Origin of the sequence: Agrococcus sp. Marseille-Q4369 (genome assembly GCF_018308945.1) — a bacterium.
Taxonomy (GTDB): domain Bacteria; phylum Actinomycetota; class Actinomycetes; order Actinomycetales; family Microbacteriaceae; genus Agrococcus.
The window spans coordinates 1957691-1983878 of the sequence record NZ_CP070501.1; the positions used below are offsets into that span (position 1 = coordinate 1957691).

Here is a 26188-nt window from a genome sequence, read left to right on the forward strand (position 1 = left end):
CTGCGACGAGGGCGTCAGCCGCGGAAGGCGCTGATGCCCGTGAGTGCCTGGCCGATCACGAGCGTGTGCACCTCGTCGGTGCCCTCGTAGGTGCGCACGCTCTCGAGGTTCGCGGCGTGCCGCATGGGCGAGTACTGGAGCGAGACGCCGTTGCCGCCGAGGAGCGCGCGTGCCTCCCGCGCGACGTCGATCGCCGCGCGCACCGAGGCGAGCTTGCCCATCGAGATCTCGTGCGGGCGCAGCACCCCGGCCTCCTTGCGCCGCCCGAGGTGCAGCGCGAGCAGCTGCGCCTGCTGCAGCGCGAGCGCCATCTCGGCGAGCCTCGCTTGCGTCAGCTGCATCGCCGCGAGCGGCTTGCCGAACACCTCGCGCTCGGCGGCGTAGGCGAGCGCCTGCTCGAGCGCGTCGCGGCCCGCGCCGAGCGCGCCCCACGCGATGCCGAACCGCGCCTCGTTCAGGCACTCGAACGGCGCCCGCAGCCCGCGCGCCTCGGGCAGCCGCATCGACTCCGGCACCCGCACCCCCTCGAGCGCGATGTCGCACTGGATCGACGCGCGCATCGAGAGCTTCGGCTCGATCGGCGTCGCCGTGAAGCCGGGCGAGGAGGTCTCGACGAGGAAGCCGCGCACGCCCTCCTCCGTCTGCGCCCAGATGACGGCGACGTCGGCGATCGAGGCGAGCCCGATCCACCGCTTCGCGCCGTCGATGACCCAGTCGTCGCCGTCGCGCCTCGCGAACGTGCGCATCGCACCCGGGTCGCTCCCCGCATCCGGCTCGGTGAGGCCGAAGCAGCCGATCGCCTCCCCGCGCGCCATGCGCGGCAGCCACGCCTCGCGCTGCGCCTCCGAGCCGTGCTTCGCGATCGCCGACATCGCGAGCGAGCCCTGCACCGACACGAAGGTGCGGATGCCGCTGTCGCCCGCCTCGAGCTCCTGCATCGCGATGCCGTACTCGACCGCCCCGCGGCCCGCGCAGCCGTAGCCGGTCAGGTGCATGCCGAGCAGGCCCGCCTCGCCGAACACCGGCACGAGCTCGCGCGGGAAGACGCCGCGCTCGAACCACTCGGCGATGTGCGGGCGCACCTCGCGGTCGACGAGCGCCCGCACCCGTGCGCGGGTCGCGCGCTCCTCGTCGGTCAGCAGCGACTCGATGTCGAGCAGGTCGGTCGTCATGGGGCTCCTTCGTCGGTCGCGGGGTGCGAGAGCCAGGCTCGCACGGATGCGTCGTGCAGGGCGGGAGCGAAGAGCGGTGATCGAGACGGCGGCTCAGCCAGCGGTGGGATTCAGGTCGGCGAGCGCCTTGTCCGGCCGCAGCCCCTTCCACACCGGGTGCCGCAGCGCGCCCGACGTCGTCTGCTCCGTGTGCTCGACCTCGGCGACCGCTGCGCGCACCCACCGCACCTTCCGCGCGACGTCGCTCGGGAGCCCCTCGAGCGCCGGCGCCGTCCGCCGCGGGCGCAGCTCGTCGCGCAAGCGGTCGCGCTCCTTGCTCGAGAGGCCCGTGCCCACCCGGCCGGCGTAGCGCATCCGCCCGCCTTCTCCGGGGAGCGCGAGCACGAGCGAGCCGACCGTGCCCGAGAGCGACCCGTTGCCCTCGAGCCAGCCGACCACGACGACCTCCTGCGACTGCTGGTGCTTGAGCTTGCGCCAGTCGTCGCTGCGCTTGCCGGGCCGGTAGCGGCTGTCGTGCCGCTTCGCCATGACGCCCTCGAGGCCGCGCTCCCGCGTGACCTCGAGGATGCGCGCGAGCGAGCCGCGGAGCGGCTTCGAGACCTTCACTCGCCGGCTCTCGTGCACGAGCTCGTCGAGCCGCGACTGCCGGTCGTCGAGGCGCTCGTCGACGAGCCGCTCGCCGTCCTCCTCGAGCAGGTCGAACAGCACGAGCGTCGCCGGGCTCGCCTTCGCCGCCCGCGCCGCCTGGCGCCCTGAGAGCCCGCCGCGATCCTGCAGCGCCTCGAAGTCTGCGACCCCGCGCTTCAGCATCACCACTTCGCCGTCGAGCACGGCGTCCGCCTCGATCGCGGCCGGCACCGCCTCGACGAGCTCGGGGAACGCGCCAGAGAGGTCGCGGCCGTTGCGGCTCAGCAGCCGCACCGCGTCGCCACGGCGCTCGACGAGCACGCGCCAGCCGTCCCACTTCACCTCGAACGACCACTCGCGCTCGTCGTCGATCGCGGATGCGTCGCTCTGCGTCGCGAGCATCGGGCGGAGGTCGGTCGGGCGGTCGCCCTTGTCGCGGGCGGTGGCGCCGCCGAGCCGCTTGCCGAGCCGCCGCTTCGGCGCCGCCGCGGGCGCGGCCGGTGCCTCGTCGTCGCCCTCGCCCCGCGCCGCCCGCGCGGCGGCAGCCTTCGAGGGCGCGTAGCCCTTGAGCCGCGCGTCGCGCTCGGCGTCCTGCTCCTTCATGCGGTGCACGAGCCACTGCCGCTTCTCGGCGTCGGTGCGGATGAGCGCGAAGCGGTACGGCTCCCCGCCGAGCCCACCGTCGGGCCGCCCGTGGAGCGTCGCGATCACCTCGTCGTCGCGCCACTTCTCGAGCTCGTACGTGCCCGCGTCCCAGATCTCGACGACGCCCGCGCCGTACTCGCCCTTCGGGATCGTGCCCTCGAACGAGCCGTACTCGAGCGGGTGGTCCTCGGTCTGCACGCCGAGCCGGTTCTGCTTCGGCGTCGACGGCAGCCCCTTCGGCACCGCCCACGAGACGAGCACGCCGTCCTGCTCGAGCCGGAAGTCGTAGTGCAGCCGGCTCGCCCGGTGCTTCTGGATGACGAACGAGCGGCCGTCGGTCGACGTCGGCGGCTCGGCCGGCACGGGCTCGGGCGTGCGCGCGGCCGAGCGCATGCCGCGGTACTTCGCGAGCCGGTCGGGCGGCGGGTCGAGCGAGGCGATGAGGTCGCCGTCGCGCTCGAGCCGCTCGAGCACCTCGGTGTACTCGAGCTGCTCGAGCCCGCCGGCCTCGATCTCGTCCCACGTGCGCGGCGCGGCGACGGTCGGCCGCAGCCGCCCGCGCAGCGAGTAGGGCGCGACGGTCGTCTTCGAGCCGGAGTTCTGGCTCCAGTCGAGCAGCACCTTGTTCGTGCGCAGCGCCTTCTTCATGTCGCTCACGATGAGCTCCGGATGCATCTGCTCGAGCGATCGCGCGAGCGTGTGCGCGACCTCGCTCGCCTGCTCGCTCGTGACGGTGCCGTCGAGCCGCGCGTAGAGGTGGATGCCCTTCGACCCGCTCGTGAGCGGCACGGGGTGCAGGCCGATGTCCTCGAGCAGCTCGCGCACCCACAGCGCGACGCGCGCGCAGTCGTCCAGGTCGGCGCCGGGCCCCGGGTCGAGGTCGAGCACGAGCCGGTCCGGGTTCTGGCGGTCGCCGTCGAGCATCCGCCACTGCGGCACGTGCAGCTCGAGCGCCCCCATCTGCGCCATCCACGCGAGCACCGCGGGCTCGGTCAGCACGGGGTACTGCTTCGGCCCCGTCGAGTGCTGCAGCTCGACGGTCTGCACCCACTCGGGCGCGCCCTTCTCGAGCGTCTTCTGGAAGAACACCTGCCCCGGCTTCTTCTCGGTGCCGACGCCCTCGGTCCAGCGCTTGCGCGTGACGGGGCGGCCGCCCGCGTGGGCGATGATGGGCTCGGATGCGCGCAGCACGTACTCGAGCACGTCGCGCTTCGTCGTCCCGGTCGACGGGTACAGCACCTTGTCGGGGTTCGAGAAGCGCAGCGACCGCCCGCCGACGACGATCCGATCGGCCGCCGCCACGTCAGGCGGACTTCCGCTTGCTCGCCGCGGTCGCCGTCGTCTTCGCCTTCGTGCTCGTGCCGGTCGACTTCTTCGCAGCGGGCTTCTTCTCCGCAGGCTTCCGCTCGGCCGGCTTCTTCGCGGCAGCGCCGCTCTTGGCCGTCCGCTTCGCCGTGCTCCTCGCGTCGGAGGCGGCGGCCTTCGAGCCGGTCGCCTTCGACCCCGACGGCTTCCCGCCCGAGTCCTCCGACGCATCCGACCCCGACCCCTTCCGCTTCTCGACCGAGCGCTGCAGCGCCTCGAGCAGGTCGATGACCTCGGCGCCCTCGTCGTCGTCGGTCTCGCCGAAGGTCGCAGCCGTGTCGAGCGCGTCGCCCTGCTCGAGCTTCGCCTCGACGAGCTTGTGCAGCTGCTCCTGGTACTCGTCGACGTACTGCTCGGGGTCGAAGTCGGCCTCGAGGTCGCGCACGATCGAGCGCGCGAGGTCCATCTCGCGCTTGCCGACTGTGACGTCGTCGCCGAGCGAGTCGAACTCGGCCGCGCGCACCTCGTCCGACCAGCGGATCGTCTGCACGAGCAGCACGTCGTCGCGCACGCGCATCGTCGCGAGCCGCGTGCGCTGCCGCAGCGAGATGCGCACGATCGCGGTGCGCTCGGTCTCCTCGAGCACGCGCCGCAGCAGCACGTAGGCCTTCGGGCTCTTCGAGTCGGGCTCGAGGTAGTAGGAGCGCTCGAACAGGATGGGGTCGATCTGCTCGTTCGGCACGAACTCGAGCACCTCGATCTCGCGCGAGCGCTCGGCCGGCAGCGCCTCGAGGTCCTCGCCCGTGAGCACGACCGTCTGGTCGCCGTCGTCGTAGGCCTTGTCGATGTGCGCGAACTCGACCTTCTTGCCGCACACCTCGCACTTGCGCTGGTAGCGGATGCGGCCGCCGTCGGCGTCGTGCACCTGGTGCAGCTGCAGGTCGTGCTCCTCCGTCGCCGAGTAGAGCTTCACCGGGACGTTCACCAGCCCGAAGGTGATCGAGCCCTTCCAGATCGCGCGCATGGCGACACTCTCCACCATGGGTGCGCGCTCCACCATCTGCGACCTCTCAGGGAATGAGGGATGCGTCAGGCACGACGGTGCCGGCGCGGCGCGTGCGAGAATCCCGGCCATGACGGCATCGCGGCCGGCAGGACCGCCTCCTCTCACCTTCGGGGTCGAGGAGGAGGTCGTGCTGCTCGACCCCGCGACCCCTGACCCCGTCGACGACGCCGGCGAGGTCGTCGCCGAGGTGCGCGCGGCCGATCCGGCGGCGCGCGTCGGCCACGAGTTCCTGCAGGCGCAGCTCGAGTTCGCCCCGCCCGTGCTCGAGGCTGCCGATCGCGCCGTGCGCGGCTTCCGGCTCGGCGAGGCCCGCGACGACGCCGCCGTTCGACCGCTGGCACATCGCGCTCCACAGCGCGAAGAACCACGCGACGGCGCGCGTGTGCGGCGTGATCGGCTGCTGCGCGCCGAGCAGCTGGGATGCGCGCGATGAGCTCGCGCAGCCGCGGCTAGCGCGACTCCGACGGCTAGGACATCATGAGCATCGATCAGCGCAAGATCGGCTCAGGCCCGATCAGGGCTCCCGGTTCAGGCGCGAGCGGAGGAACTGCTTCGTCTCCGCCCAGGCCGCCTCCGACGCATCCCGGCTGTACTTCGGCACATCCGCGTTCTGGAAGCCGTGGATCGAGGCCGGGTAGGAGCGCACGTGCACGTCGTCGTAGCCCTCGGCTTCGAGCCGCGCGCGGTAGTCCTCGGGCGCCTCGCGGCCGCTCCAGTCGTCGCTCTCGGCGAGCTGGAAGAGCACCGGCACGCGCGGGCCCGACTCGATGCCGGGGAAGGGCGCGCCGTAGTAGGCGACGATCGCGTCGAGCGTCGGCTGCTGCGCGGCGTACATGAGCGCGATCGTCGAGCCCATCGAGAAGCCCACGACGCCCGCGCGGCGGCTGCCGCCCGCGCGCGCCTCGCCGAGCGTCTCGCTCAGGATGTGGAGCGCGCCCTCGAGGTCGGCGTAGCGCTCCTGCAGCAGCTCGCCCGCCTCGGCGTCCTCGCGCGTCGACCGGCCGGCGTAGAAGTCGGGCACGGCGACGCGGAAGCCCTCGTCGGCCAGGCGCCGGCCGAACGCATCGATCCACGGCAGCCGGCCGTTCCAGTCGTGCGCGAGCACCACCACGGGGTCGCCCTCCGCGCCGTACCAGCGGGTCGCGGTGTCGTCGGTCGTCTCGATCGCCATGCTGCGCTCCTTCGCTCTCTCCAGGGAAACGGTAGCCCAGCCACGTACGGTGCCCCCATGGCAGACGGAGAGAGCTCGCGCATCCATCCATCGAGGGCAGCGGATGCGGCGGGTCGCGCAGGCGACAGGGCGCAGGACGCGGCGGGGCGGGCGAAGCGCCACCCGGCCGCGTCGATCGCGCAGGGCGTCGGCCAGGTCGCGAACGGCATCGTGCACCTCATCATCGGCGGCATCGCGCTCGGGATCGCGTTCGGCGCCGGCGGCTCGGCCGACCAGTCGGGGGCGATGCGGGCGCTGCAGGACACCCCGGTCGGCGCGATCGCCATCTGGTTCGTCGGCATCGCGCTCGCGGCGCTCGCGGTGCACTCGGCGGTCACCGCGATCGCCGAGTCGCGCGAGGGCTGGAAGGAGGCGGTGCGGCCGGGCGGTCGCGCGGTCGCGTACGCGGCCGTGTCGGTCACCGCGCTCAGCTTCGCGCTCGGCAGCGGCAGCGACAGCGAGGAGGGCGCGCAGTCGGTCTCGGCGCAGCTGCTCGCGACTCCCTTCGGGCCCTGGCTCGTGGGCCTGCTCGGCCTCGCTATCGTCGCGGTCGGCGTCGCCTTCGTCGTCCGCGGCGCGAAGCGCGAGTTCCGCGAGGACGTGTCGCCGCCCGCGCGCTACCGGAAGGCCGTCGACGTGCTCGGCACCGCCGGCTACATCGCGAAGGGCGGCGCGGTCGCGATCGTCGGCGTGCTGTTCGTCACCGCGGCCTCCCAGCAGGACCCCGAGGAGGCGGGCGGTCTCGACGGAGCGCTGCAGTCGCTCACGACCGTGCCCGGCGGCGTGATCGTGCTCGTGGCGATCGCGCTCGGCCTGATGCTCTACGGCGTCTACTGCTTCGCGCGGGGTGCCTGGTCGCGCTGACCGCCGGGCGCGCTCGCCGCGCGACTCGACCGGTTCGCGCCGACCGGAGCCCTTGCAGCGGGTCGCCTCGGCGAGAACCGGTCGAGTCGCGGCTGCAAGCGGTCGGCTCGACGAGCAGGGGTCGGCTCGGGGAGCAGGGGTCGCCTCGGCGAACTCCGCGACCGCTGCCGCGCGGCCTGACGGCTCAGCGTGGCCCCGGCCGCGTGCGCGGGTGCGGCAGGATCGGGTTCCGCAGCCGCAGCAGCTCCTTCGCGAGCTCCGCGGGGGTCTTGCCGCCGCGCTCGCGCACCGGCAGGTCGTCGAGGGTCGGCTCGGGGTTCCGGCCGGATGCGTCGTCGTCGTCGAGCGCAAAGCCGGGCTTCGCGCGTGGCGCGCGCGACGCATCCGCCGCCTCGCGCTCCGCGCGCCCGGCGTCCTCCGGCGCTTCGGGCACGTGCGGGTGCGGCTCGACGTGGCCGCGCAGCCGCGCGTCGAGCACCGAGAGGTCGGGGCTCGTCGCCTGCAGGTCGCGACCCATCGTGCGCAGCACGCGCACGGTCGTCTCGTAGTCCTCGTCGGAGACGGAGCGCTCGACGCGGCGCGAGACCTCCTCGTCGCCGAGGGAGCGGCGGGCTCGCTCGACGGCTGCTGCGGCGAGCTCGACCCAGTCCTCGAGCCGGCGACCCCGGTGCACGGCCATGGCGACCTCCTTCCCCCCATCGTGCTCCCTCCGGCTGTGAACCGCACGCCCCGACGCGGCGCGGCGCGGCGCGCGACGGGCGATACGCTCGGGCTCGTGCTGCTCAGCGATCGCGACATCCGCGCCCGGCTCGCATCGGGCGACCTCGGCCTCCACCCGCTCGATGTGCAGATGGTGCAGCCCTCGAGCGTCGACGTGCGGCTCGACCGCGCCTTCCGGCTCTTCGACAACCACAAGTACCCGTTCATCGATCCCGCCGAGGACCAGCCCGAGCTCACCCGGCTCGTCGAGGTCGGTCCCGACGAGGCGTTCATCCTGCACCCCGGCGAGTTCGTGCTCGGCGCGACCTACGAGCGCATCACGCTGCCCGACGACGTCGCCGCGCGGCTCGAGGGCAAGTCGTCGCTCGGCCGCCTCGGCCTCCTCACGCACTCGACGGCGGGCTTCATCGACCCGGGCTTCTCGGGCCACGTGACGCTCGAGCTCTCGAACGTCTCGACGCTGCCGATCAAGCTGTGGCCGGGCATGAAAATCGGGCAGGTCTGCTACTTCCAGCTCTCGTCGCCCGCCGAGACGCCCTACGGCAAGGGCGGCAACCTCAACCGCTACCAGGGCCAGCGCGGACCGACCGCGTCGCGCTCGGCGCAGTCGTTCCACCGCACGCGCATCGACTGATGGCAGGTCCCCTGCGGGTCGAGCGCGACGTCTCCGTCGCGGCCTGGCTCCCGGACGCGCTCGCGTGGGGCGGCACGACCGCGACGGTCGTGCCGCCGATCTTCGATGCCTACGCGCGCATCCTGCACCCCGCGACGCTCGAGACACCCACGGGCGAGGCGGATGCGTGGGGCGCTCCGCAGTACGCCGACCGCCCACTGCGATGGGACGAGGCGGCGCAGCTGCTCGGCGAGCGCACCCCGAAGCCGACCGACGCCGCGTTCGCGGTGTGGGAGGCGCGGTTCGGTCAGTCGCCGTTCGAGCTGCGCGACGGCCGCCGCATCATCGAGCCGCAGCTGGGCGACATCCCTGTCGCGACGCTCGCCGCGCTCGCGACGCTGCTGCTCGACGAGCACGGCGACGCCGAGGTGCTCGCCGCCGTGTGGGAGGGCAGCGGCCTCGACACGAGCGGCGTCGGCTTCATGTTCTGGGCCGGCCCCGGCGAGCCGCCCCTCACCGACGCCGACCACCGTCGCCTCGAGCGCGAGCGGCGGGCGGAGCTCGACGCGTCGATCGACCCCGAGGTGCGCGCGGCGATGGCGGATCGCGCGCTGCTGCCGCTGCCGGAGGGCACCGGCCGCGACCACGTGCTGCTGCGCGGCCGGCTCGAGGCCTTCGCCGACCCGGCGTGGGAGTGCGCGGCCGGTCTCGGCTGGCAGCCCGGCGGTCGGGGCCGCACGCCGAACGCGCTCTGGCCGACGGAGCCGCCGGGCGCCCCGGCGTGGTTCGTCGCGACCGACATCGACCTCGACGTGACGCACGTCGGCGGCAGCGCGCACCTCATCGGCCGCGTGCTCGGGCATCCCGCGCTCGAGGCCGAGCGCATCCGCCCCACCGACCCGCTGCTCTGACGCCCGCGTCACGGGGCGACGTGCGTGACGACCCGGGTCGACGCATCCCATCGCCGCACCGCGACGCCGCGGGCCTCGATCGCCGGACCGAGCAGCGCGAGCGCCGCCGCGAGGTCGACGACGCGCAGCCGGCGCGCGAGGGTGACGTGCGGCAACCAGCGGCCCGGCAGCAGGTGCGGGGGGTCGTCGCCCTCGCCCGCCGCGCGCAGCACGGCGGCATGCAGCGCGAGGAGCGCTGCCGAGGGAACGACGGCGCGCGCGAGCACGCGCCGCTCGCCCGAGCCGAACAGCAGCGGCGGCCCGAGCTCGATCGGGATCGGCAGGCCGGCGTCGATCGAGAGCGGATGCGGCACAGGGCTCGAGCGCATCGCGAGCGTGACGTGCGGGCGGTTGCTCGCCGCGGTGTGCCCGGCGAGGCTCGAGAAGCCCGCCGCGGCGAGCGCGTCCCACTCGCGGCGCACGGCCTCCTCGGCGGCCTCGTCGAGCAGCAGCTCGAGGCTCGTGATCGCCTTCGTCCCGTCGCCCGGCTCGCGCGGCTCCATGCGGCCATCCTCGCGCATCCGCTCCGAGCACGGCCGAGGGGCGGCCGGGACGACCGGTCACTGGAGCCAGCGGCTCCGCGGCGGGATCGATCCGGCTCAGGCCGTCGCGCGCTCGGGCGCCATCGTGGCGGCGAGCTCGCCGAGCCGCGCGGCGCGCGCGCGGCGCGCCTCGGCCGCGTCGATCGCGCCTGCCCGCTCGAGGGTGTCGATCGCCGCGCGGACGTCGAGCGCGATCTCCTCGCGGCGCCCCAGCGGCAGCGCGCCGACCGCGTCGGCGAGCCGAGCCACGGAGCGCTCGCTGCGCAGCGTCGGCGCGGAGCGGGCGCCGCGGCGGGCGAGCAGCACGAGCGCGACGCTCAGCACCGCGTCGGCGACCATCGGGATGACCCACGCGCCCGAGACGGGGATGCCCGACCCGACGAGCGAGTCGTCGACCTCGGCGCCGGAGGAGAGCCACGCGATCGCGCCGATCGCGCCGAGCACCGCCGGCACGCCGCGCACGATCCAGACGCCGGCGCCGGCGCGATCGGCGCCGCGCGAGCGCAGCTCGCCGACGAGGCCAGGGATCCCGAGCAGCAGCGAGACGGTCGCGATGATGCCGAAGCTCGCGACCGCGAGGCCGCCGCCGTCGCCGAGGAAGATCCACGCGAAGACCGGCAGCCCCCAGACGAACGTGAGGGCGAGCCCGCCGATGATGAGCGCGACCTTGGGGACGCTGAGGGCGCGCTGCCACGCGGGCGCGCCGCGCCGCTCGCCGCGCAGCATGAGCGCGAGGTGGCCCGGCGCGGTCAGCGCGAGCGCGTCGCGCACGCGATCCTCGCCGCGGAACGCTGCCGCCTCCATCCGCCACCAGTCATCGGCCGTGAAGCTCGAGCGGTGGGCGGCGTAGCCGGCGGCGCTCACGGGTTCCAGCTCTCGACCGGCGGCACGACCTCCACGAGCCGCGAGCGCTGCTCGAGCCACGGCCTGCCGTCGAGCTCGAGCCCGATGGGGCGGGCGCTGCCGACGACGGCCTCGGCGTAGGGCCGGAACGCCGCGATGCCCTGGGGCGGGAGCGGGCCGAGCGAGACGATCACCGAGCCGCCCTCCCGCACCGCGAGCCACTGCACGAGCGAGTACGGCTCGCCGGCGCGCTCGGCGAGCACCTGCATGCGCAGCGCCTCGCCGAGGCCCGCGAGCTCGACGACGTCGAAGCGGGGCGGGAGCGTCGCGGGGGGCTCGAGGATCGTGCGCTGCACCTCGTCCGGCAGCGCTCCCTCGATCACGTCGAAGCGCAGCACCGCGAGCGCGCTCAGCTGCGGCGAGCGCACGGCGAGCGTGTAGGTCGCGGTCGGGGCGACGCCGCCGCGCACGGCGTCGAGCCAGCGCACGACGCCCGCGCGGTCGTCGAGCAGCCCGGGGTCGTGCGCGCCGAGGCGCTCGAGCTCGGCCTGCGCCCAGCCGGGGAAGGGCTCCTCGCGCGGCACCTCGACGGTCAGCGTCGGGTCGAAGTCGACTTCGATGCCGTGCATCAGGGCTCCCAGGCGAAGGTCGCGACGTGCGCGTCGATGAGCGCGATCCACTGCTCGAGCACCTCGTCGTCGGCGGGCAGGTCGGTCGGATGCGTGATGACGGCCGTGAGCTGCAGGGCACGGCGCCGCCCGGTGCCCGGCACGGCGATGAGGTAGACGATCGAGGTCGTCGCGCTCGACTCGCCGTCGAGCGCGACGTCGCGGCGCTCGAGCCAGCGGACGATGGCGCCCTTGTCGTCGAGCGGCTTCGCGCCCTTGCGGCGGATGGCGTCGATGACGACCTCGCGCACCGGCGCGTCGGGCGTGCTGACGCGCTCGACCGCGGTGATCGTCGCGGGGAGGAAGAGCGACTGGGGCGTCCCCTCGCCGGGCATCATGATGAGGATCGCGCGCTGCTCGCGCAGCTGGCTGAAGGCGGTCGCGGCGTGCCGGCGGAGCTGCACGAGCAGGTCCGGTCGGCCGGCCGTCGCGAGCCGCTTCGCGGCTGCGCCGAGGAGCTCCTCCTGCGTCTGCTCATCGGGCCGGTGCGAGGTCCAGCCCTGTGGCAGCAGCATGCGGAACGCGGGCACCTTGCCGTCGCCGCGCAGCAGCGTGCGCAGATCACTCATCCGGCCACCTCCGCGGCCAGGCTATCGGGGTCAATACGTCGGCCAGCGCAGCTGCTCGTAGGTGCCAGGGATGCCGGTGAAGAGGCCGACCGTGTCGCGCACGACGCCGGGGAGGACGCCGAAGTAGTTGCCCATCGTGTCGCCGATGTGCGCCAGGGTCCACGGCAGGTGGTCGATGCTGCCGAGCGCCTCCCACGTGTCGTCGCCGTGCGTCGACAGGAACTCCCCGACGATCTCGAAGCTCTCGCCGGCCAGGTACCCGGCCTCGGGCGCGAGGCCGCGCATGTTGGCGACCCAGGCCTTCGGGTTCAACCCGGAACCGGTCGCCGACAGGCTCCAGCGCGCCGCGTCGTCGCCGAACGACATGCCGCCCGACATGCCGACCCAGCTCTTCATGCCGGTCTTGAAGCCGCCCGAGGCGAAGTCGCCGAGCGAGCCGATCGGCAGCACGCCGACGATCGCGAAGCCGAGGTCCCAGCCGCTCGCGTCGCCGCGCGCGAACTGGTAGATCGTCAGGCCGAGCGCGACGACGCCCACGATGAGCGCGAGGAGGCCGACGATCGGGCCGCCGACGATGAGCGCGAGCGCGGCGAGCACGAGCCCGGCGACCGAGAGCACGGTCTGCACGAACTCGACGAGCCCGTCGAGGTTGTCGAGCCAGCTGTCCTCGAGGCCCTTGCCGTTCTGCGTCTCGATGCCCTTGTACGCATCCTCGAACTCGCCCCACCACGTGTCGTAGGCGGTGTCGTAGTCCTTCGCCTCGGCCTCCCAGTTCTCGTACGCGGTGTCCTTCGCCTGCCGCGCCGTCTCGACGGCGGTCTCCTTGGCCGACTCCGCCTGCGAACGCGCGGTCGGATCGTCGGCGTCCTCGCCCGTCGGGTAGGCGACCGGCACCGCGAGCGCGTCGTGGTAGGCCTCGAGCTTCGTCTCGTAGATGCCCCAGAGCCGCTCGCACTCGGGCACGATGCGCTTCATGGTCGACTGGGCGGTCGACAGGGCGGTGCCGTAGTCGCGCACGTACGGGCCGACGCGCATGTAGAATGTGCCGGCCTTGTCGAGCTCCTGATAGACCTCCTTCGAGACCTCCGTGAGCTTGTCGACCCACTGGCCCTCCTGCTCGGCGCCATCGGTGACGAGCGTCTCCATCGTCGAGGCGGCGAGGGTCATCTTGACGCCGAGGCTCACGATGTCGCTGCCGCGCTGCCAGATGTCGGACGCGTTGCCCTCCAGCACGTGGATGTCGTGCTTCCCGGGGGACTGCTCCATCGCGGCCACTACTGCTCCTCGCTCTGCATGCCCTCGGCGAGCTCCTTGTCGCCGGTCTGCCATCCCTCGCGCAGCTTCGTCGCGCTCTCCAGCACCGCGTCGAGGCCCTCGCGCAGCTGCTTGCGGCGGTCGTCCCACTGAGACTCGAAGTCGTGCACGCGGCTCTGGAGCTCGCCGTGCCCGTCGGGGCGGCCGGCGGCTGCGGCGAGGTCCTCGCGGCGCGCGGAGGCCTGCTCGAACTCCTCGATGATCTCGGCGACGCGCGACTCGAGCCGCTCGAGCATCGCGTAGTTGACCTTGATGTCCATGGGGCTTCCGGGTCGGGGAACGGGGACGCCTCAGACGATAATCACTCAGCTCTGAGCCCGCGATGGGGACTACTCCCCGCCGGGCGCCGTGAGCGCGGTCGGGCTCAGTCGCGGTCGTCGATCGTCGTGGGCTTCGGGTGCACCGGCAGCACGAGCAGCAGGCCCGCGAGCAGCACGAGGATGATGCCGAGGATGCCGAAGCGGGTGTCGCCCGTGAGCGAGACGAAGACGCCGAAGAGGGTCGCGGTGAGGAAGGAGACCGAGCGGCCCGTCGTGGCGTAGAGCCCGAACATCTCGCCCTCGCGCCCCTCGGGCGTGATGCGGGCCATGAAGCTGCGCGACGCCGATTGCACGGGGCCGACGAAGGTCGCGAGCGCGAGCCCGCAGAGCCAGAACATGTGCTTGCCGTCGACGAAGATGACCGCCGATCCCGAGGCCACGAGCACCGCGAGCGAGATGATGATGACGAGCTTCGGCCCGAAGCGGTCGTCGGCCCAGCCGCCCACGAACGTGCCGATGCCCGCCGTCACGTTCGCGGCGATCGCGAAGAGGATGACCTCGGTCGGGCTGAAGCCGAACACCTGCGCCGCGATGATCGCGCCGAAGGTGAAGACGCCCGAGAGCCCGTCGCGGAAGATCGCGGAGGCGAGCAGGAACAGCAGCGTCTTGGGCGCGCGGCGGCCGATGCGGCCGATCGTGCGGAAGAGGATGCGGTACGACTCGAGGATCCCGACGCGCTTCGGTGCGGCGCCGGTCGGCGGCACCTCCGGCACGCGCACGAGCAGCGGGATCGCGAAGGCGAGGAACCACACGGCGCTCGCGAGCACCGCGAGGCGGACGTCGAGGCCGCCGCCGTCGCGGCCCGCGGGCACGTCCAGGATGCCGTTGCCCTCACGGCCCATGTCGAAGATGAACAGCACGAGCAGCAGGCCGAGCAGCACGATGCCGCCGACGTAGCCCATGCCCCAGCCGAAGCCCGACGTGCGGCCGAGCGCCTCTTTCGTCGACACCTGGTGGAGCATCGCGTTGTAGTTGACGCTCGCGAACTCGAAGAAGAGGTTGCCGGCGGCGAGCAGCGCCGCGCCGAGCCAGATGCCGCCCGGCACCGGGGTGACGAAGAACATCCCGAGCATCGCCAGGATCGTGAGCCCCGTGTTGACCGCGACCCACAGCTTGCGGCGGCCGCCACCGTCGGAGCGCTGCCCGACGATCGGCGCGAGCAGCGCGACGAGCACGCCGGCGATCGCGACGGCCCACGCGACGATCGAGGCGTTGTCGGCGAGCGCGCGCGTGAGCGGGGCGCCGCCGGCCTCGGCGACGTCGGCGTCGACGAAGAGGCTCGAGGCGAGGTAGGTGCTGAAGATGAACGTCGTGACGACCGCGTTGAACGAGGCGGAGCCCCAGTCCCACAGCGCCCACGCGCGGGCGCGGCGCTTGAGCTCGCGGCGCGGGACGGGCGCGAGCCCCGCTTGCGACGGCTGCACGAGGTCGTCGGGCGACGGCTTGCGGGTGACGGATGCCTCCATGGGCTCCTGCGAGACGCTCATGGGCTGAGCGTATGGCCGCGAGGCGAACGGCGGGTGCCGCGCCACGGTCGCGGTCGAGGGTGGTACCGATTCGTCGCCTGGAGCCCGTCCCGAGCGACCATTCGGTACCACCCACGTCAGGCGGCGCCGAGTCGTCGCGCCCGAGCGGCGCGCACTCGCGTCACGAGCGAGCGCCCGCCGTCGCGCAGGTCCGCCTTCGTCGCCCGGATCACGATCCAGCCGAGTGCCTCGAGTCGCTCCTGGCGCCGGATGTCCTTCGCCCACCGCGCGCTGTCGGTGCGGTGGTGGTCACCCTCGTACTCGATCGCGATCCGCAGCTCGGGGTAGGCGAGGTCGAGCTCGGCGACGAGCCCGCCCTCGTGCCAGACCTGGTGCTGCACGACCGGCTCCGGCAGCCCTGCCGCGACGATCGCCAGGCGCGAGCGCGACTCACGGGGCGAGTCGACGCCGAGCCGCCCAGCCGCGATCGCGGCGAGCAGCGCGGCGGCGCCGGGCGCGCGCCGGTACTGCTCGACCGCCGCCGAGAGCTCGTCGAGCGTCGCGTATGGCCGCTCGAAGCGCAGGTCGCGGTAGCGCTGGGAGGGCGTGACGAGCGCATCCACGAGCATCACGAGCTGCTCGTGCTCGGCGCTCCGACCCATCGTCACGAAGGCGCCGATCGGCCCGAGCGTCGGCAGCCCGTCGATCTCGCCGACGCTGAGCCTCGAGCTGGCGAACTGCAGGGATCGCACCCCAGCGGCTCGAGTCCGCGCCATGCCGTCGGGCACGCCGATGACGAGCGGCTCGCCGAGCTCCCACGCCGGATCGACCGGCAGCCCCCACAGCCGAGCCGCAGCGCCGCTGCGGTCGAGAAGGCGCCGCTCGCGAGCGGCTCGGGCAGCGGTGCGGGACGCGGCATGCGTGCATGGTGCGCCGTCCCGGGTGCCGACGCAGACGCATCCGCCCACCGGTGTGGAGAGCGCGTCAGGCGGCGAGCGAGATGAGCAGCGACGCGAAGACGGCGATGATGACCGTGCTGTAGGCGAAGCCGACGATCGACTGCACCGTGACGAGGCGCCGAGCCGGCCGGGTGGTGAGGGCGACGTCGGCCGATGAGAACGTCGCGGAGAGCTGCACCGAGAGGTAGACGAAGTCGGAGAAGTCGCGCTCCTCCTCGCCGGGGAACTCGAGCCCGCCGCGCTCTGCCCAGCCGCGCATGTGCTCGACGGCGAACACCGCGACGAGCAGCACCCACGTGCCCCCGACACCCAGCACGCACGACGCGATGAGCCAGAGGTCGATCGAGTCGCCGCTCGTCGCGAGCAGCACGACCGAGATGACCCCGACCACGACGATGAGCACCGCCCACGACGTCGGCCCGCCGCCGTAGAGCACGCGCACGATCGCGCTCAGCTCCTCCGAGCGGCGCAGCCGCGCGCGGAGCCGATCGCCCGAGAGCGAGCGGAAGGCGAGGTGCGAGAGCCACAGGAACGCCGGCCCGTAGGCGCCGAACGCGAGCGTCAGCACGCTCGCGAGCGACGACCGCATCGAGAGGTCGACGCCGCCGAGCGCGCTCATGCCGAGCACCGCGAGCGCGGCGGAGGCGCCCGCGATGAGCGACGCCAGGGTGTGCCGGGTGCTCTCGCGGTGGAGCCGCCGATTGCCTCTCGCCACGGCGTCAACGCTACCCGCGAGCGGCGAGACTCTCGGCCGATGCACAGGTGCGAAAGTTGACACGGTTCGACTCAAGATGAGAAAATTGAGCCATTGCGACTCAAGTCAGCAGCGCCCGCCGGGCGCGGTCGCAGCCGGGGTTCCGGGAGACGGACTCACCGCCATGCACGTCGGCGGGCTCGTCTGCCGGAATCAGGCAATGAGCGCAGCGCGAGCTGCGAACAGGAGGCAAGCACATGGCACGAGCAGTCGGCATCGACCTCGGCACCACCAACTCCGTCGTCGCGTTCCTCGACGGCGGCGAGCCCACCGTCATCGCGAACGCCGAAGGATTCCGCACCACCCCTTCGGTCGTCGCGTTCGTCAAGGATGGCGAGACCCTCGTCGGCGAGCCGGCGAAGCGACAGGCGGTCACGAACGTCGATCGCACCATCACGTCGGTCAAGCGCCACATGGGCACCGACTGGAAGAAGGAGATCGACGGCAAGCAGTACACGCCGCAGGAGATCTCGGCGCGCATCCTCGGCAAGCTCAAGCGCGACGCCGAGACCTACCTCGGCGAGAAGGTGACGGATGCGGTCATCACCGTGCCCGCGTACTTCAACGACGCCGAGCGCCAGGCGACGAAGGAGGCCGGCGAGATCGCGGGCCTCAACGTGCTCCGCATCATCAACGAGCCCACCGCGGCGGCGCTCGCGTACGGCCTCGACAAGGGCAAGGAGGACGAGCTCATCCTCGTCTTCGACCTCGGTGGCGGCACGTTCGACGTCTCCCTCCTCGAGGTGGGCAAGGACGACGACTTCTCCACCATCCAGGTGCGCGCGACCGCCGGCGACAACCGCCTCGGCGGCGACGACTGGGACGACCGCGTCGTCGAGTGGCTCAAGCAGCGCTTCAAGGAGCAGTCGGGCGTCGACGTCTCGAACGACAAGATCGCGATGCGCCGCTTGAAGGAGGCCGCCGAGCAGGCGAAGAAGGAGCTCTCGTCGTCGGCGACCACGAGCATCCAGCTGCCCTACTTCTCGCTCACCGAGAACGGCCCCGCCAACCTCGAGGAGACGCTCACCCGCGCGCAGTTCGAGAACATGACGAAGGACCTGCTCGAGCGCACCCGCAAGCCCTTCGAGGACGTCATCCGCGAGGCCGGCATCAAGGTCGACGACATCGCGCACGTCGTGCTCGTCGGCGGCTCGACCCGCATGCCCGCGGTCACCGAGCTCGTCAAGCAGCTCACCGGCGGCAAGGAGCCCAACAAGGGCGTCAACCCGGATGAGGTCGTCGCCGTCGGCGCCGCCCTGCAGGCCGGCGTGCTGCGCGGCGAGCGCAAGGACGTGCTGCTCATCGACGTCACCCCGCTCTCGCTCGGCATCGAGACCAAGGGCGGCATGATGACGAAGCTCATCGAGCGCAACACCGCCATCCCGACGAAGCGCTCCGAGACCTTCACGACCGCCGAGGACAACCAGCCCTCGGTCGCGATCCAGGTCTTCCAGGGCGAGCGCGACTTCACGCGCGACAACAAGCCGCTCGGCACGTTCGAGCTCACCGGCATCGCGCCGGCGCCGCGCGGCGTGCCGCAGATCGAGGTCACCTTCGACATCGACGCGAACGGCATCGTGCACGTGTCCGCGAAGGACAAGGGCACGGGCAAGGAGCAGTCGATGACGATCACGGGCGGCTCGAGCCTCTCGAAGGAGGACATCGACCGCATGGTGAAGGACGCCGAGGCGAACGCGGCAGCCGACAAGGCGCGCCGCGAGGCCGCCGAGCTGCGCAACACCGGCGAGACGCTCGTCTACTCGGTCGAGAAGGTGCTGACCGACAACGCAGAGCAGCTGCCCGGCGACGTGAAGAACGACGTGCAGGCGGATGTCGACGCGGTGAAGTCGGCGCTCGCGGGCGACGACGACGAGGCGGTGAAGACGGCGGTCGAGAAGCTGCAGCAGTCGCAGTCGAAGCTCGGCGAGGCGATCTACCAGCAGGCGCAGGCACAGGGCCAGCCGGATGCGTCGGGTGACGAGCCGCAGGCCGCCCCGGCGGAGGACGACGATGTCGTCGACGCCGAGGTCGTCGACGACGAGGACGAGAAGAAGTAGTCATGACGGGTCACGAGGACGACAAGCGCGACGAGACCGAGGGCCGCGAAGAGCCCAGGGTGCACGACAAGCGCCGCATCGACCCCGTGACGGGGGAGCCCCGCGAGGCGGCAGCCGACGCTGCCGCCTCCGGGGCCGCCCCGTCGGAGGGCGCGGCGCCCGAGGGTGCCGCGAGCGACGACATGAGCGAGGCCGACCGCGCCCTGCTCGCGGGCGAGGCCGCGGCCATCGAGGCGGAGCGCGCGGCGCTGCAGGCGAAGTCCGAGCAGCAGCAGGACGAGCTCGCGCGGCTCAAGGCCGAGTACGTCAACTACCGCAGCCGCACCGAGCGGGAGCGCGCGGGCGACCGCGACGCGACCATCGCATCCGTCATCGCCTCGATGCTGCCGGCGCTCGACGACCTCGATCTCGCCGACAAGCACGGCGATCTCGTCGAGGGCCCGCTCGCGATCGTGGCGCAGAAGCTGCGCGCCTCGTTCGAGCAGCTCGGCGTCGTGAAGCTCGGCGAGGTCGGCGAGGCGTTCGACATCGACAAGCACGAGGCCGTCGCCCAGCTGCCGAACCCGGAGGTGACCGAGATGGTCGTCGCCGACGTCGTGCAGGCGGGCTACCGCGTGGGCGACCGCGTGCTGCGCGCGGCCAAGGTCGCGGTGTTCGTCCCGGCGGAGTGATGCCGGCGCGAGAGGGGAGCGGCGTGAGCCGCGGGTGGCCGAGGGAGGTGGAACATGGCTAGCAACGACTGGTTCGACAAGGACTTCTACGCCGTGCTCGGCGTGCCCAAGGACGTCTCCGAGGCCGACCTCAAGAAGACCTACCGGAAGCTCGCGCGGCAGTACCACCCGGACTCCAACCCGGGTGACGCATCCGCCGAGGCGAAGTTCAAGGAGATCTCCGAGGCGCACGCCGTGCTCTCGGACCCGAAGCAGCGGCAGGAGTACGACGCCGTCCGCGCGATGGCGGGCGGCAGGCCGCGCTTCGCGCCCGGCGGCTCCGGCGGCTTCGAGGACATCTTCGGCGGCTTCGGCGGCGGTGGCGGCGGCCCGCGCGTGCAGTACTCGCAAGGCGACTTCGAGGACCTGCTCGGCGGCATGTTCGGCGGCCAGAGCGGGTTCGGCGGGGGCTTCGGTGCCCGTCGGCCCGCGAAGGGCCGCGACGTCACCGCGCGCGCGGCGCTCGACTTCACCTCGGCGGTGCAGGGCGACACGCTCAAGCTCACCGTCGGCGGGAAGACCATGACCGTCAAGATCCCGGCGGGCGTGCACGACGGGCAGAAGATCAAGCTGCGCGGCAAGGGCGACCCCTCGCCCTCCGGCGGCGAGCCGGGCGACCTCATCCTCACGGTGCAGGTGCGCCCGCACCCGGTCTTCACGATGGACGGCCTCAACCTGCGCGTCGACGTGCCGGTGACGTTCGCCGAGGCGGCGCTCGGCGCGACGATCGAGGTGCCGACGCTCGGCGGCAACCCCGTGCGGCTCAAGGTCGCCCCCGGCACCCCCTCGGGTCGCGTGCTGCGCGTGAAGGGGCGCGGCGTCGCCGGCAAGCAGGGCACGGGCGATCTGCTCGCGACCATCCAGGTCGTGGTGCCGAGCCACCTCACGAAGGCGCAGGTCGAGCACCTCGAGGCGTTCGTCGAGGCGGGCCCGAAGGAGTCGCCGCGCGCCGAGCTGCTCGCGAAGGCGAAGGCGTCGTGATGCGTGCAGCGCCGTCGGGCCTCGACGAGACGTCGCCGATCTTCTCGATCGCGGCGGCCGCCGAGCTCGCCGGCCTGCACGCGCAGACGCTGCGCCAGTACGACCGGCTCGGGCTCGTCGAGCCCGCCCGCACCGCGCGCAACACGCGCCGCTACTCGATGCGCGACGTCGGGCGGCTCAAGCAGGTGCAGCTGCTCTCGAGCGAGGGCGTCTCGCTCGAGGGCATCCGCCGCATCCTCGCGATGAGCGACGAGAACCGCGAGCTGCGCGCGCGGGTGCGGGAGCTCGAGGCGGCACTGGCGGATGCGGTGATGCAGCAGCAGGGACGCCGCGTGTTCGCGGCGGGCTCGGCGGGCATCACGACGCTCCGCGCGGGCGCACGCCCCTCGAAGCCCGGCTCCGTCGTGCTCTGGGGCACGCAGCCGCGCGACTGAGCGGCAACCCCGGGTCGGTCGCGCCGCCGCAGCCGACGCATCGAGACACCGATGCGATGATGGTGCCCGTGGACGACCCGGCACGCCGCGACAGCGCAGAGCGCGGCGCTCGCGACGAGCCCGGGCCCGCCCGGCCGGATCCCGCCGCGCCGCCGCTGCCCGGCACGGCGACGCCCGTCCCGGTCGACGCGGCGGCGCGGGCGGCCGCTGCCGGCAGAGCACACGCTGTGCGCGCCGAATCCGCGCCGGCTCGCGATGCGCTCGTCCCGACGACCGCGCTGCAGACCCGCGCGGCCGAGCGGGAGCGCCGCCGCCGCGAGCGCGAGCGCGAGCTCCAGCTCGCCGCGATGCCCGCGTACGCGCCGCCGCCCATCCTCCAGCCCCCGCACGCCGCCGCGCCGCCGGTCGCCCCTTCCCTCCCGCCGCGGAGTGTCGGCACTCTGCTGTCCGGCGGCCCCGCAGCAGCAGAGTTCCGGCACTCTGCGCCGGTCGCGGCGGCGCTGCCCGGCTATGCGCCCGCGCCGGGCTACGGTGCGCCCGCGGGCTACGCCGTGCCGATGCACCCGGCGGCGCCGTACGCATCCGCAGCCCCGTACGCCTCTGCGGCCTACCCGCCACCGCCACCGCCGCGGCTGCCGTGGTCGCGCCGGCAGACGCGCGCCGCGGTGCTCAGCTCGTGGCTCGGGCAGACCGTCATGGCGCTCGCGACGCACTTCCTCGTGACCTACTTCTCGATCGTCGGGTTCGCGTGGCTGCTGCACGCCACCGGCGAGCCGATCGGCACGATCGAGGCCGACTCGCTCACCTCGACCGTCGCGCTCTGGACGATGCCCGACCGCGTCGTGGCCACCGCGATCATCGGGGCGATCGTCGGCGGCGGGCTGCTCGCGCTCGGCGCGATCCTCAGCCGCCAGTGGGGCAGGGCCGCCGGGCTCGCGAAGCCGCACCGCTCGGCGTGGCTCGCGTGGCTGTGCACGACCGCCGTGACGGGGCTGTTCGGCTTCGCCTACTGGCCGGGCGCGATCGTGTTCGCGTTCGTCGCGACCGTCGCGAGCTCCTCGGCCTCGCTCACGCTCGGCTCGATGTGGGCGACGCTCTTCGGGCTGCTGGGGATGGCGGTCGTGCTCACGGGCGGCGTCGGGCTGCTGTTCGGCTGGCTCTTCCTCTCGACGTCGCGGCCGCGCGTCGACCCGCGCGCGATCGCCGCCGCGCAGGAGGCCGCCGCCGAGGCGGCGGCTCGAGCGCGCGACGAGGCCGAGCTCACCGAGGTGCGGCTGCGCGGAGCGCGCGCGTGAGCCGAGCCGCTCGCGCGCCGCGACCCGATGTGCTCGACGAGGCGCAGCGCGCGGCGGTGCGGTCGGCGGGCGCGGTCGGGCTCTCGCTCGTCGCCGCGGGCGCCTCGCTCGTGTGGGGCATGCTCGCCGCCGCGCTCGTCGTCATCGTGCTGCGCGCCGCGATCATCGACCTCTTCGACGACGCCGAGTGGGGGCTCGCGGTCGTCGACTGGATCGAGCGGCTCGACGCCTCGTGGCTCGTGCCCGTCGTGCTCGTGCTCGTCGTGCTCGCCGTCGCCGCCGGCGCGCTCGGCTGCTGGCTCTCCACCCGCCGCATGCGGCGGGCCGGCGTCGTCGCCGCGGCAGCCGTGACGTTCCGCGGCGCGGCCCTCGGCACGGCGCTGCAAGCGGCGCTCTCGACGCTCTCGAGCTGGCTGCTCGGGCTGCTGACGCTCCTGACCGGCACGCTCGGCTTCTGGATCGTCGCCGGCATCTGGGTGCTCGCCTCCATCGCCCTCTCGACGCTCATCGGCTGGCTCGCCGGCCCGCGCACGTGGCTCGCGATCGCGCGCCGCGAGGCGCGGCGAGCGCAGGAGGCCAGCGCGCTCTCCTGACCCTTGCGCGCCCGCACGCCGCCGAGCATGCTCGGAGCCGCGGCGGCGCGCGCGTCGCCAGGAGCGAGGAGGCACGGATGCGACTGGTCGCGCACGAGTTCATGACCCTCGACGGCGTCATGCAGGGCCCCGGCGGCCGCGACGAGGACACCGAGGGCGGCTTCCGCTGGGGCGGCTGGGTCGGGTTCGGCTTCGACGAGGCGGTCGGCGAGGCCGTCTCGGGCTGGTTCGAGCGCACCGATGCGCTGCTCTTCGGCCGCCGCACCTACGACATGATGGCCGGCTACTGGCCGCGGGTGACCGACGACGGCGATCCCGTCGCGCAGCGGCTCAACTCCGCGCCGAAGCACGTCGTCTCGACGACGCTGCGGCTCGACGAGGCGCCCTGGGCCGGCACCGAGTCGGTCATCGCCGACGACGTGCCCGAGCGCATCCGCGCGCTCAAGTCGGCGGGCGACGGCGAGCTGCAGGTGCACGGCTCCTGGCTGCTGCTGCAGACCCTGATCGCCGAGCACCTGCTCGACGAGCTGCGGCTCATCGTCTTCCCCGTCGTCGTGGGCGCGGGCAAGCGCGTCTTCGACCGCGTCCCGCAGCCGACCGGGTTCGAGGTGGCGGATGCGCGAGTCGCGCCGAGCGGTGCCGTGGCGATGTCGCTCACCCCGGCGCCGTTCCGCACCGCGACCTACGAGGTCGTCGACGGCCGCGAGGTGATGGTCGAGGAGGAGCGCGACGACCTCGACTGACGCGGTTCAGCGGGCCGCGACGGCCTTCGCGAGCATGCGCCTGGCCGCGCGCACGCGCACGGGCCGGCAGCCCGCATCCGTGAGCCTCGCGATGATCTCGGGCTCGCGGCCGGCGAGGATGAGGCCCCGCTTGACGAGGAACGCCGGGCTCTTGCGCCGCTCGCGCAGGTCGCGGGCGAAGCGCAGCGTCATCGTGAGCCATCGCGAGCGGTGCACGCACAGCGCGTCGGCGAGGATGCCGCGCCGCTCGGCCTCGGCGACGACCTCGGCGACGAAGACCCCCTCGGCGACGAACAGGCGCGCGCCGTCGAGCGCGACGGGATGCTCGCCCACGGTCGCGCTGCGGGAGATGTCGTAGACGGGCGCGGTCGTGCGGCCGGTGCGGGCGAGCTGCTCGAGGGCGTCGAGCGCCCGCTCGCGGTGCCACGAGCCGGGGTGGTCCCAGTCGACCTCGCCAGTCTCGAGCCGAGGGAGCGCGGGGTCGTCGCCCTCGCGGTAGAAGTCGTCGAGCCGCAGCACCGGGAGCCCGGAGCGCTCGGCGATGCGCGACTTGCCGGAGCCGGAGGCCCCGCCGATGAGCACGACGCGCGCGAGGGGCTCGTCGGCGGCGGGCATGGGCTCCATCTTCTCACGGCGCCCTCGAGGCCCTGGTCGCGGCGCCGCCGTCGGCGAGCGCGCGTGCCGTTCAGCCGCGCGTCAGTGGCGAGCCGCCATGCTCGAGGCATGCGCGTGCTCCTGGTCGACGACGAGGTGCGCCTCGCCGACGGGATCCGGCGCGGCCTGCTCGCCGAGGGGATGACGGTCGACGTCGCGCACGACGGCGTCGACGGGCTGTGGCGCGCGCGAGAGTTCGCCTACGACGTCGTGCTGCTCGACGTGATGATGCCCGGCATGAGCGGCTATCGCGTGTGCCAGGCGATGCGCGCCGAGGGCATCTGGACGCCGGTGCTCTTCCTCACCGCCAAGGACGGCGAGTGGGATGAGGTCGAGGGGCTCGATACCGGCGGCGACGACTGGCTGACGAAGCCGTTCTCCTTCCCCGTGCTCGTCGCGCGCATCCGCGCCCTCGCGCGTCGCGGGGGCCGCGAGCGGCCGGTCGTGCTGGAGGCGGGCGACCTGCGGCTCGACCCGGCGGCGCGCACCGCGCATCGCGGCGACGAGCGGCTCGAGCTGAGCGCTCGCGAGTTCGCGGTGCTCGAGCTGCTGATGCGGCGGCGCGGCGAGGCGGTGACGAAGCGCGAGCTGCTCGACGACGTGTGGTCGGAGGACTTCGAGGGGGATCCGAACATCGTCGAGGTGTACGTCGGCCGGCTGCGGCGGAAGATCGACCGGCCGTTCGGGCGCGAGGCGATCCAGACCGTGCGCGCCGCGGGCTACCGGCTGGCGGCCGACGGTGGCTGACGACGCGGCCGAGCGGCGACCGCGCCGCCGCCCGTCCATCCGGCTGCGCATCGTCGCCGCCGCCGTCGCGGTCGTCACCGCCGCGCTCGGGGTCGGCGCCGCGACGCTCGTCTGGACGCTCGAGCGCATGCTGCAGGCATCCGTCGCCGAGCAGCTCGCCGACGAGCTCGACGCCCTCGCGCAAGGCATCGACGAGGGCACCATCCAGACCGCGGCGCTCGTGCAGCGCGACGACGACGTGCTCGTCGCGCTGCGCTCGCCGACCGGGGTCGTCGTCAACACCGACGCGGCTGCCGCGCTGCCGGTGCCGGAGGGGCGGGCACCGATGACCGCGACGGTCGACGGGGAGCGCTTCGTCGTGGTCGCGGCGGAGGCGGAGGCCGGCACGATCGTCGTCGCGCGATCGCTCGCATCGGTCGACGACGCCGCGCGCTCGGCGACCGCGCTGCTCGCGGTCGCGGTGCCGCTCGCCGTCATCCTCGTGGCGACGGTGGTGTGGATCGTCGTCGACCGCGCGCTCGCGCACGTCGACCGGATGCGGGCGCAAGTGGACGACATCGACGCGACCGGGCTCGACCGCCGCATCGAGGCGTCGAGCCGCGGCGATGAGCTCGACCGGCTCGCGGCGACCATGAACCGCATGCTCGACCGCATCGAGGCCGACGCGCGGTCGCGCCGCCGCTTCGTCTCGGATGCGTCGCACGAGCTGCGGTCGCCGCTCGCCTCGATGCGGCAGTTCGCCGAGCTCGCGCGCGCCCACCCGGACGCGGTCGCGCCGGGCGAGCTGTCGGAGGTCGTGCTGCACGAGGGCGAGCGGATGCACGGCATCGTCGAGGCGCTGCTGCTGCTCGCGAGGCTCGACGAGCGTGGCCGCGGGAAGCTGCAGCCGGTCGACCTCGACGGCCTCGCGCTCGAGGAGCTCGAGCGCACCCGCGCCCTCGGGCTCGCCGTGGACGGCGCCGCACTGCGCGCCGCGCCGGTCGAGGGCGACCCGCGGCTGCTCGCCCGGGCGACCCGCAACCTCGTCGACAACGCGCTGCGCCACGCGCGCGAGCGGGTCGCGCTCGGCTCGGTCGTGCGCGACGGCCGGGCGATGCTCTGGGTCGACGACGACGGCGCGGGCGTGCCGATCGAGGACCGGGAGCGCGTCTTCGAGCGCTTCGTGCGGCTCGACGAGGGGAGGGCCCGCGACGACGGCGGATCCGGGCTCGGCCTCGCGATCGTGCGGCAGGTGGCGCGGACCCACGGCGGTGACGCCTGGGTGACGGGCGCACCGCTCGGCGGGGCGCGGTTCGTGCTCGAGCTGCCGGCAGCGCCCGAGCCGCGCGGCGCCTGACACCGCGTTCAGCATCGTTCAGTCGTGCGTC

28 protein-coding genes are annotated in these 26188 nt (G+C 73.5%); 13 read left to right on the top strand and 15 right to left on the bottom strand.

Annotated features, from left to right (window positions below; all coding sequences use genetic code 11):
* Window positions 1-14 precede the first annotated feature (14 nt).
* The 3 genes from JSQ78_RS09840 to ku form a co-directional block, all read right to left on the bottom strand.
* Complete coding sequence (locus tag JSQ78_RS09840; protein WP_211447289.1) at window positions 15-1172, bottom strand: acyl-CoA dehydrogenase family protein; 1158 nt, start codon at window positions 1170-1172, stop codon at window positions 15-17.
* Between the two features lie 93 nt (window positions 1173-1265).
* A complete protein-coding gene (locus JSQ78_RS09845) occupies window positions 1266-3746 on the bottom strand; it encodes an ATP-dependent DNA ligase (RefSeq protein WP_249295615.1) in 2481 nt (826 codons plus the stop codon).
* Between the two features lies 1 nt (window position 3747).
* Window positions 3748-4773: a non-homologous end joining protein Ku gene (gene ku / locus JSQ78_RS09850; RefSeq protein WP_211447291.1), complete on the bottom strand. Its 1026-nt coding sequence runs from the start codon at window positions 4771-4773 to the stop codon at window positions 3748-3750.
* Between the two features lie 109 nt (window positions 4774-4882).
* Between ku and JSQ78_RS09855 the strand changes: the two genes are divergently transcribed.
* Window positions 4883-5248 carry a glutamate-cysteine ligase family protein gene (locus tag JSQ78_RS09855; protein ID WP_211447292.1) on the top strand — a complete coding sequence of 122 codons (366 nt, stop codon included), beginning with the start codon at window positions 4883-4885 and terminating at the stop codon, window positions 5246-5248.
* Window positions 5249-5329: 81 nt separating this feature from the next.
* Here JSQ78_RS09855 and JSQ78_RS09860 read toward each other — a convergent pair whose 3' ends face one another.
* A complete protein-coding gene (locus JSQ78_RS09860; protein ID WP_211447294.1) occupies window positions 5330-5986 on the bottom strand; it encodes a dienelactone hydrolase family protein in 657 nt (218 codons plus the stop codon).
* A 57-nt stretch (window positions 5987-6043) separates the two neighbouring features.
* Here JSQ78_RS09860 and JSQ78_RS09865 point away from each other — a divergent pair, with 57 nt between their 5' ends.
* The gene (locus tag JSQ78_RS09865; RefSeq protein WP_211447296.1) at window positions 6044-6889 is read left to right on the top strand and encodes a DUF1206 domain-containing protein; all 846 of its coding nucleotides are present in this window, start codon (window positions 6044-6046) and stop codon (window positions 6887-6889) included.
* Between the two features lie 184 nt (window positions 6890-7073).
* Here the strand turns inward: JSQ78_RS09865 and JSQ78_RS09870 are convergent, their stop codons facing one another.
* The gene (locus JSQ78_RS09870; protein ID WP_211447297.1) at window positions 7074-7568 is read right to left on the bottom strand and encodes a hypothetical protein; all 495 of its coding nucleotides are present in this window, start codon (window positions 7566-7568) and stop codon (window positions 7074-7076) included.
* A 96-nt stretch (window positions 7569-7664) separates the two neighbouring features.
* Between JSQ78_RS09870 and dcd the strand changes: the two genes are divergently transcribed.
* Together dcd and JSQ78_RS09880 are read left to right on the top strand one after the other, a co-directional pair.
* Window positions 7665-8243 (top strand): dCTP deaminase, encoded by a 579-nt coding sequence (gene dcd / locus JSQ78_RS09875; protein WP_211450597.1) that lies wholly within the window; start codon window positions 7665-7667, stop codon window positions 8241-8243.
* Window positions 8243-9133: a hypothetical protein gene (locus JSQ78_RS09880; RefSeq protein ID WP_211447299.1), complete on the top strand. Its 891-nt coding sequence runs from the start codon at window positions 8243-8245 to the stop codon at window positions 9131-9133. Before dcd ends, JSQ78_RS09880 begins: the two co-directional genes overlap by 1 nt.
* An 8-nt stretch (window positions 9134-9141) precedes the next feature.
* Here the strand turns inward: JSQ78_RS09880 and JSQ78_RS09885 are convergent, their stop codons facing one another.
* The 9 genes from JSQ78_RS09885 to JSQ78_RS09925 form a co-directional block, all read right to left on the bottom strand.
* Window positions 9142-9675 (bottom strand): 2'-5' RNA ligase family protein, encoded by a 534-nt coding sequence (locus JSQ78_RS09885; protein WP_211447301.1) that lies wholly within the window; start codon window positions 9673-9675, stop codon window positions 9142-9144.
* 96 nt (window positions 9676-9771) lie between these two features.
* Window positions 9772-10578 carry a hypothetical protein gene (locus tag JSQ78_RS09890; RefSeq protein ID WP_211447302.1) on the bottom strand — a complete coding sequence of 269 codons (807 nt, stop codon included), beginning with the start codon at window positions 10576-10578 and terminating at the stop codon, window positions 9772-9774.
* On the bottom strand, window positions 10575-11186 hold the full coding sequence (locus tag JSQ78_RS09895; protein WP_211447304.1) for a hypothetical protein: 612 nt from the start codon (window positions 11184-11186) through the stop codon (window positions 10575-10577). Before JSQ78_RS09895 ends, JSQ78_RS09890 begins: the two co-directional genes overlap by 4 nt.
* Window positions 11186-11794: a hypothetical protein gene (locus JSQ78_RS09900; RefSeq protein ID WP_211447305.1), complete on the bottom strand. Its 609-nt coding sequence runs from the start codon at window positions 11792-11794 to the stop codon at window positions 11186-11188. The genes JSQ78_RS09895 and JSQ78_RS09900 overlap by 1 nt, the downstream gene beginning before the upstream one ends.
* 30 nt (window positions 11795-11824) lie before the next feature.
* Window positions 11825-13060 carry a hypothetical protein gene (locus JSQ78_RS09905; RefSeq protein ID WP_211447307.1) on the bottom strand — a complete coding sequence of 412 codons (1236 nt, stop codon included), beginning with the start codon at window positions 13058-13060 and terminating at the stop codon, window positions 11825-11827.
* A gap of 8 nt (window positions 13061-13068) precedes the next feature.
* The gene (locus JSQ78_RS09910) at window positions 13069-13368 is read right to left on the bottom strand and encodes a hypothetical protein (protein WP_211447309.1); all 300 of its coding nucleotides are present in this window, start codon (window positions 13366-13368) and stop codon (window positions 13069-13071) included.
* Between the two features lie 104 nt (window positions 13369-13472).
* Window positions 13473-14915 (bottom strand): MFS transporter, encoded by a 1443-nt coding sequence (locus tag JSQ78_RS09915; RefSeq protein WP_249295616.1) that lies wholly within the window; start codon window positions 14913-14915, stop codon window positions 13473-13475.
* Between the two features lie 116 nt (window positions 14916-15031).
* On the bottom strand, window positions 15032-15646 hold the full coding sequence (locus JSQ78_RS09920) for an endonuclease domain-containing protein (RefSeq protein WP_211447311.1): 615 nt from the start codon (window positions 15644-15646) through the stop codon (window positions 15032-15034).
* 232 nt (window positions 15647-15878) lie between these two features.
* Window positions 15879-16568 carry a DUF1345 domain-containing protein gene (locus JSQ78_RS09925; RefSeq protein WP_211447313.1) on the bottom strand — a complete coding sequence of 230 codons (690 nt, stop codon included), beginning with the start codon at window positions 16566-16568 and terminating at the stop codon, window positions 15879-15881.
* Between the two features lie 236 nt (window positions 16569-16804).
* Between JSQ78_RS09925 and dnaK the strand changes: the two genes are divergently transcribed.
* The 7 genes from dnaK (at window position 16805) to JSQ78_RS09960 (ending at window position 23420) form a co-directional block, all read left to right on the top strand.
* A complete protein-coding gene (gene dnaK, locus JSQ78_RS09930) occupies window positions 16805-18664 on the top strand; it encodes a molecular chaperone DnaK (RefSeq protein WP_211447314.1) in 1860 nt (619 codons plus the stop codon).
* A gap of 2 nt (window positions 18665-18666) precedes the next feature.
* Entirely contained in the window at window positions 18667-19335 is a 669-nt protein-coding gene (locus JSQ78_RS09935; RefSeq protein WP_211447316.1) for a nucleotide exchange factor GrpE, read from the top strand.
* Window positions 19336-19389: 54 nt separating this feature from the next.
* Entirely contained in the window at window positions 19390-20355 is a 966-nt protein-coding gene (locus tag JSQ78_RS09940; RefSeq protein WP_211447318.1) for a DnaJ C-terminal domain-containing protein, read from the top strand.
* Window positions 20355-20789 (top strand): heat shock protein transcriptional repressor HspR, encoded by a 435-nt coding sequence (locus JSQ78_RS09945; protein WP_211447320.1) that lies wholly within the window; start codon window positions 20355-20357, stop codon window positions 20787-20789. The genes JSQ78_RS09940 and JSQ78_RS09945 overlap by 1 nt, the downstream gene beginning before the upstream one ends.
* Before the next feature lie 68 nt (window positions 20790-20857).
* On the top strand, window positions 20858-22084 hold the full coding sequence (locus tag JSQ78_RS09950; protein ID WP_211447322.1) for a hypothetical protein: 1227 nt from the start codon (window positions 20858-20860) through the stop codon (window positions 22082-22084).
* Window positions 22081-22677, top strand: a complete 597-nt coding sequence (locus JSQ78_RS09955; protein WP_211447323.1) for a hypothetical protein — start codon at window positions 22081-22083, stop codon at window positions 22675-22677. The genes JSQ78_RS09950 and JSQ78_RS09955 overlap by 4 nt, the downstream gene beginning before the upstream one ends.
* Before the next feature lie 77 nt (window positions 22678-22754).
* The gene (locus JSQ78_RS09960) at window positions 22755-23420 is read left to right on the top strand and encodes a dihydrofolate reductase family protein (protein WP_211447324.1); all 666 of its coding nucleotides are present in this window, start codon (window positions 22755-22757) and stop codon (window positions 23418-23420) included.
* A 6-nt stretch (window positions 23421-23426) separates the two neighbouring features.
* On the opposite strand, the gene JSQ78_RS09965 is transcribed toward JSQ78_RS09960, so the two are convergent.
* Window positions 23427-24035, bottom strand: a complete 609-nt coding sequence (locus tag JSQ78_RS09965) for a uridine kinase family protein (RefSeq protein ID WP_211447325.1) — start codon at window positions 24033-24035, stop codon at window positions 23427-23429.
* A gap of 108 nt (window positions 24036-24143) precedes the next feature.
* On the opposite strand from JSQ78_RS09965, the gene JSQ78_RS09970 reads away from it, so the two are divergent.
* Together JSQ78_RS09970 and JSQ78_RS09975 are read left to right on the top strand one after the other, a co-directional pair.
* Window positions 24144-24821: a response regulator transcription factor gene (locus JSQ78_RS09970; protein WP_211447326.1), complete on the top strand. Its 678-nt coding sequence runs from the start codon at window positions 24144-24146 to the stop codon at window positions 24819-24821.
* A complete protein-coding gene (locus JSQ78_RS09975; RefSeq protein WP_211447327.1) occupies window positions 24814-26157 on the top strand; it encodes a sensor histidine kinase in 1344 nt (447 codons plus the stop codon). The genes JSQ78_RS09970 and JSQ78_RS09975 overlap by 8 nt, the downstream gene beginning before the upstream one ends.
* The last annotated feature ends 31 nt before the right edge of the window (window positions 26158-26188 follow it).

Bases quoted from the DNA above. Each gene is read 5' to 3' on its own strand.
- JSQ78_RS09840 (WP_211447289.1), bottom strand. From the start codon at position 1,172: ATGACGACCGACCTGCTCGACATCGAGTCGCTGCTGACCGACGAGGAG.
- ku (WP_211447291.1), bottom strand. From the start codon at position 4,773: ATGCGCGCGATCTGGAAGGGCTCGATCACCTTCGGGCTGGTGAACGTC.
- JSQ78_RS09855 (WP_211447292.1), top strand. From the start codon at position 4,883: ATGACGGCATCGCGGCCGGCAGGACCGCCTCCTCTCACCTTCGGGGTC.
- JSQ78_RS09860 (WP_211447294.1), bottom strand. From the start codon at position 5,986: ATGGCGATCGAGACGACCGACGACACCGCGACCCGCTGGTACGGCGCG.
- JSQ78_RS09865 (WP_211447296.1), top strand. From the start codon at position 6,044: ATGGCAGACGGAGAGAGCTCGCGCATCCATCCATCGAGGGCAGCGGAT.
- JSQ78_RS09870 (WP_211447297.1), bottom strand. From the start codon at position 7,568: ATGGCCGTGCACCGGGGTCGCCGGCTCGAGGACTGGGTCGAGCTCGCC.
- JSQ78_RS09880 (WP_211447299.1), top strand. From the start codon at position 8,243: ATGGCAGGTCCCCTGCGGGTCGAGCGCGACGTCTCCGTCGCGGCCTGG.
- JSQ78_RS09885 (WP_211447301.1), bottom strand. From the start codon at position 9,675: ATGGAGCCGCGCGAGCCGGGCGACGGGACGAAGGCGATCACGAGCCTC.
- JSQ78_RS09895 (WP_211447304.1), bottom strand. From the start codon at position 11,186: ATGCACGGCATCGAAGTCGACTTCGACCCGACGCTGACCGTCGAGGTG.
- JSQ78_RS09900 (WP_211447305.1), bottom strand. From the start codon at position 11,794: ATGAGTGATCTGCGCACGCTGCTGCGCGGCGACGGCAAGGTGCCCGCG.
- JSQ78_RS09905 (WP_211447307.1), bottom strand. From the start codon at position 13,060: ATGGAGCAGTCCCCCGGGAAGCACGACATCCACGTGCTGGAGGGCAAC.
- JSQ78_RS09910 (WP_211447309.1), bottom strand. From the start codon at position 13,368: ATGGACATCAAGGTCAACTACGCGATGCTCGAGCGGCTCGAGTCGCGC.
- JSQ78_RS09915 (WP_249295616.1), bottom strand. From the start codon at position 14,915: ATGAGCGTCTCGCAGGAGCCCATGGAGGCATCCGTCACCCGCAAGCCG.
- dnaK (WP_211447314.1), top strand. From the start codon at position 16,805: ATGGCACGAGCAGTCGGCATCGACCTCGGCACCACCAACTCCGTCGTC.
- JSQ78_RS09935 (WP_211447316.1), top strand. From the start codon at position 18,667: ATGACGGGTCACGAGGACGACAAGCGCGACGAGACCGAGGGCCGCGAA.
- JSQ78_RS09940 (WP_211447318.1), top strand. From the start codon at position 19,390: ATGGCTAGCAACGACTGGTTCGACAAGGACTTCTACGCCGTGCTCGGC.
- JSQ78_RS09945 (WP_211447320.1), top strand. From the start codon at position 20,355: ATGCGTGCAGCGCCGTCGGGCCTCGACGAGACGTCGCCGATCTTCTCG.
- JSQ78_RS09960 (WP_211447324.1), top strand. From the start codon at position 22,755: ATGCGACTGGTCGCGCACGAGTTCATGACCCTCGACGGCGTCATGCAG.
- JSQ78_RS09965 (WP_211447325.1), bottom strand. From the start codon at position 24,035: ATGCCCGCCGCCGACGAGCCCCTCGCGCGCGTCGTGCTCATCGGCGGG.
- JSQ78_RS09970 (WP_211447326.1), top strand. From the start codon at position 24,144: ATGCGCGTGCTCCTGGTCGACGACGAGGTGCGCCTCGCCGACGGGATC.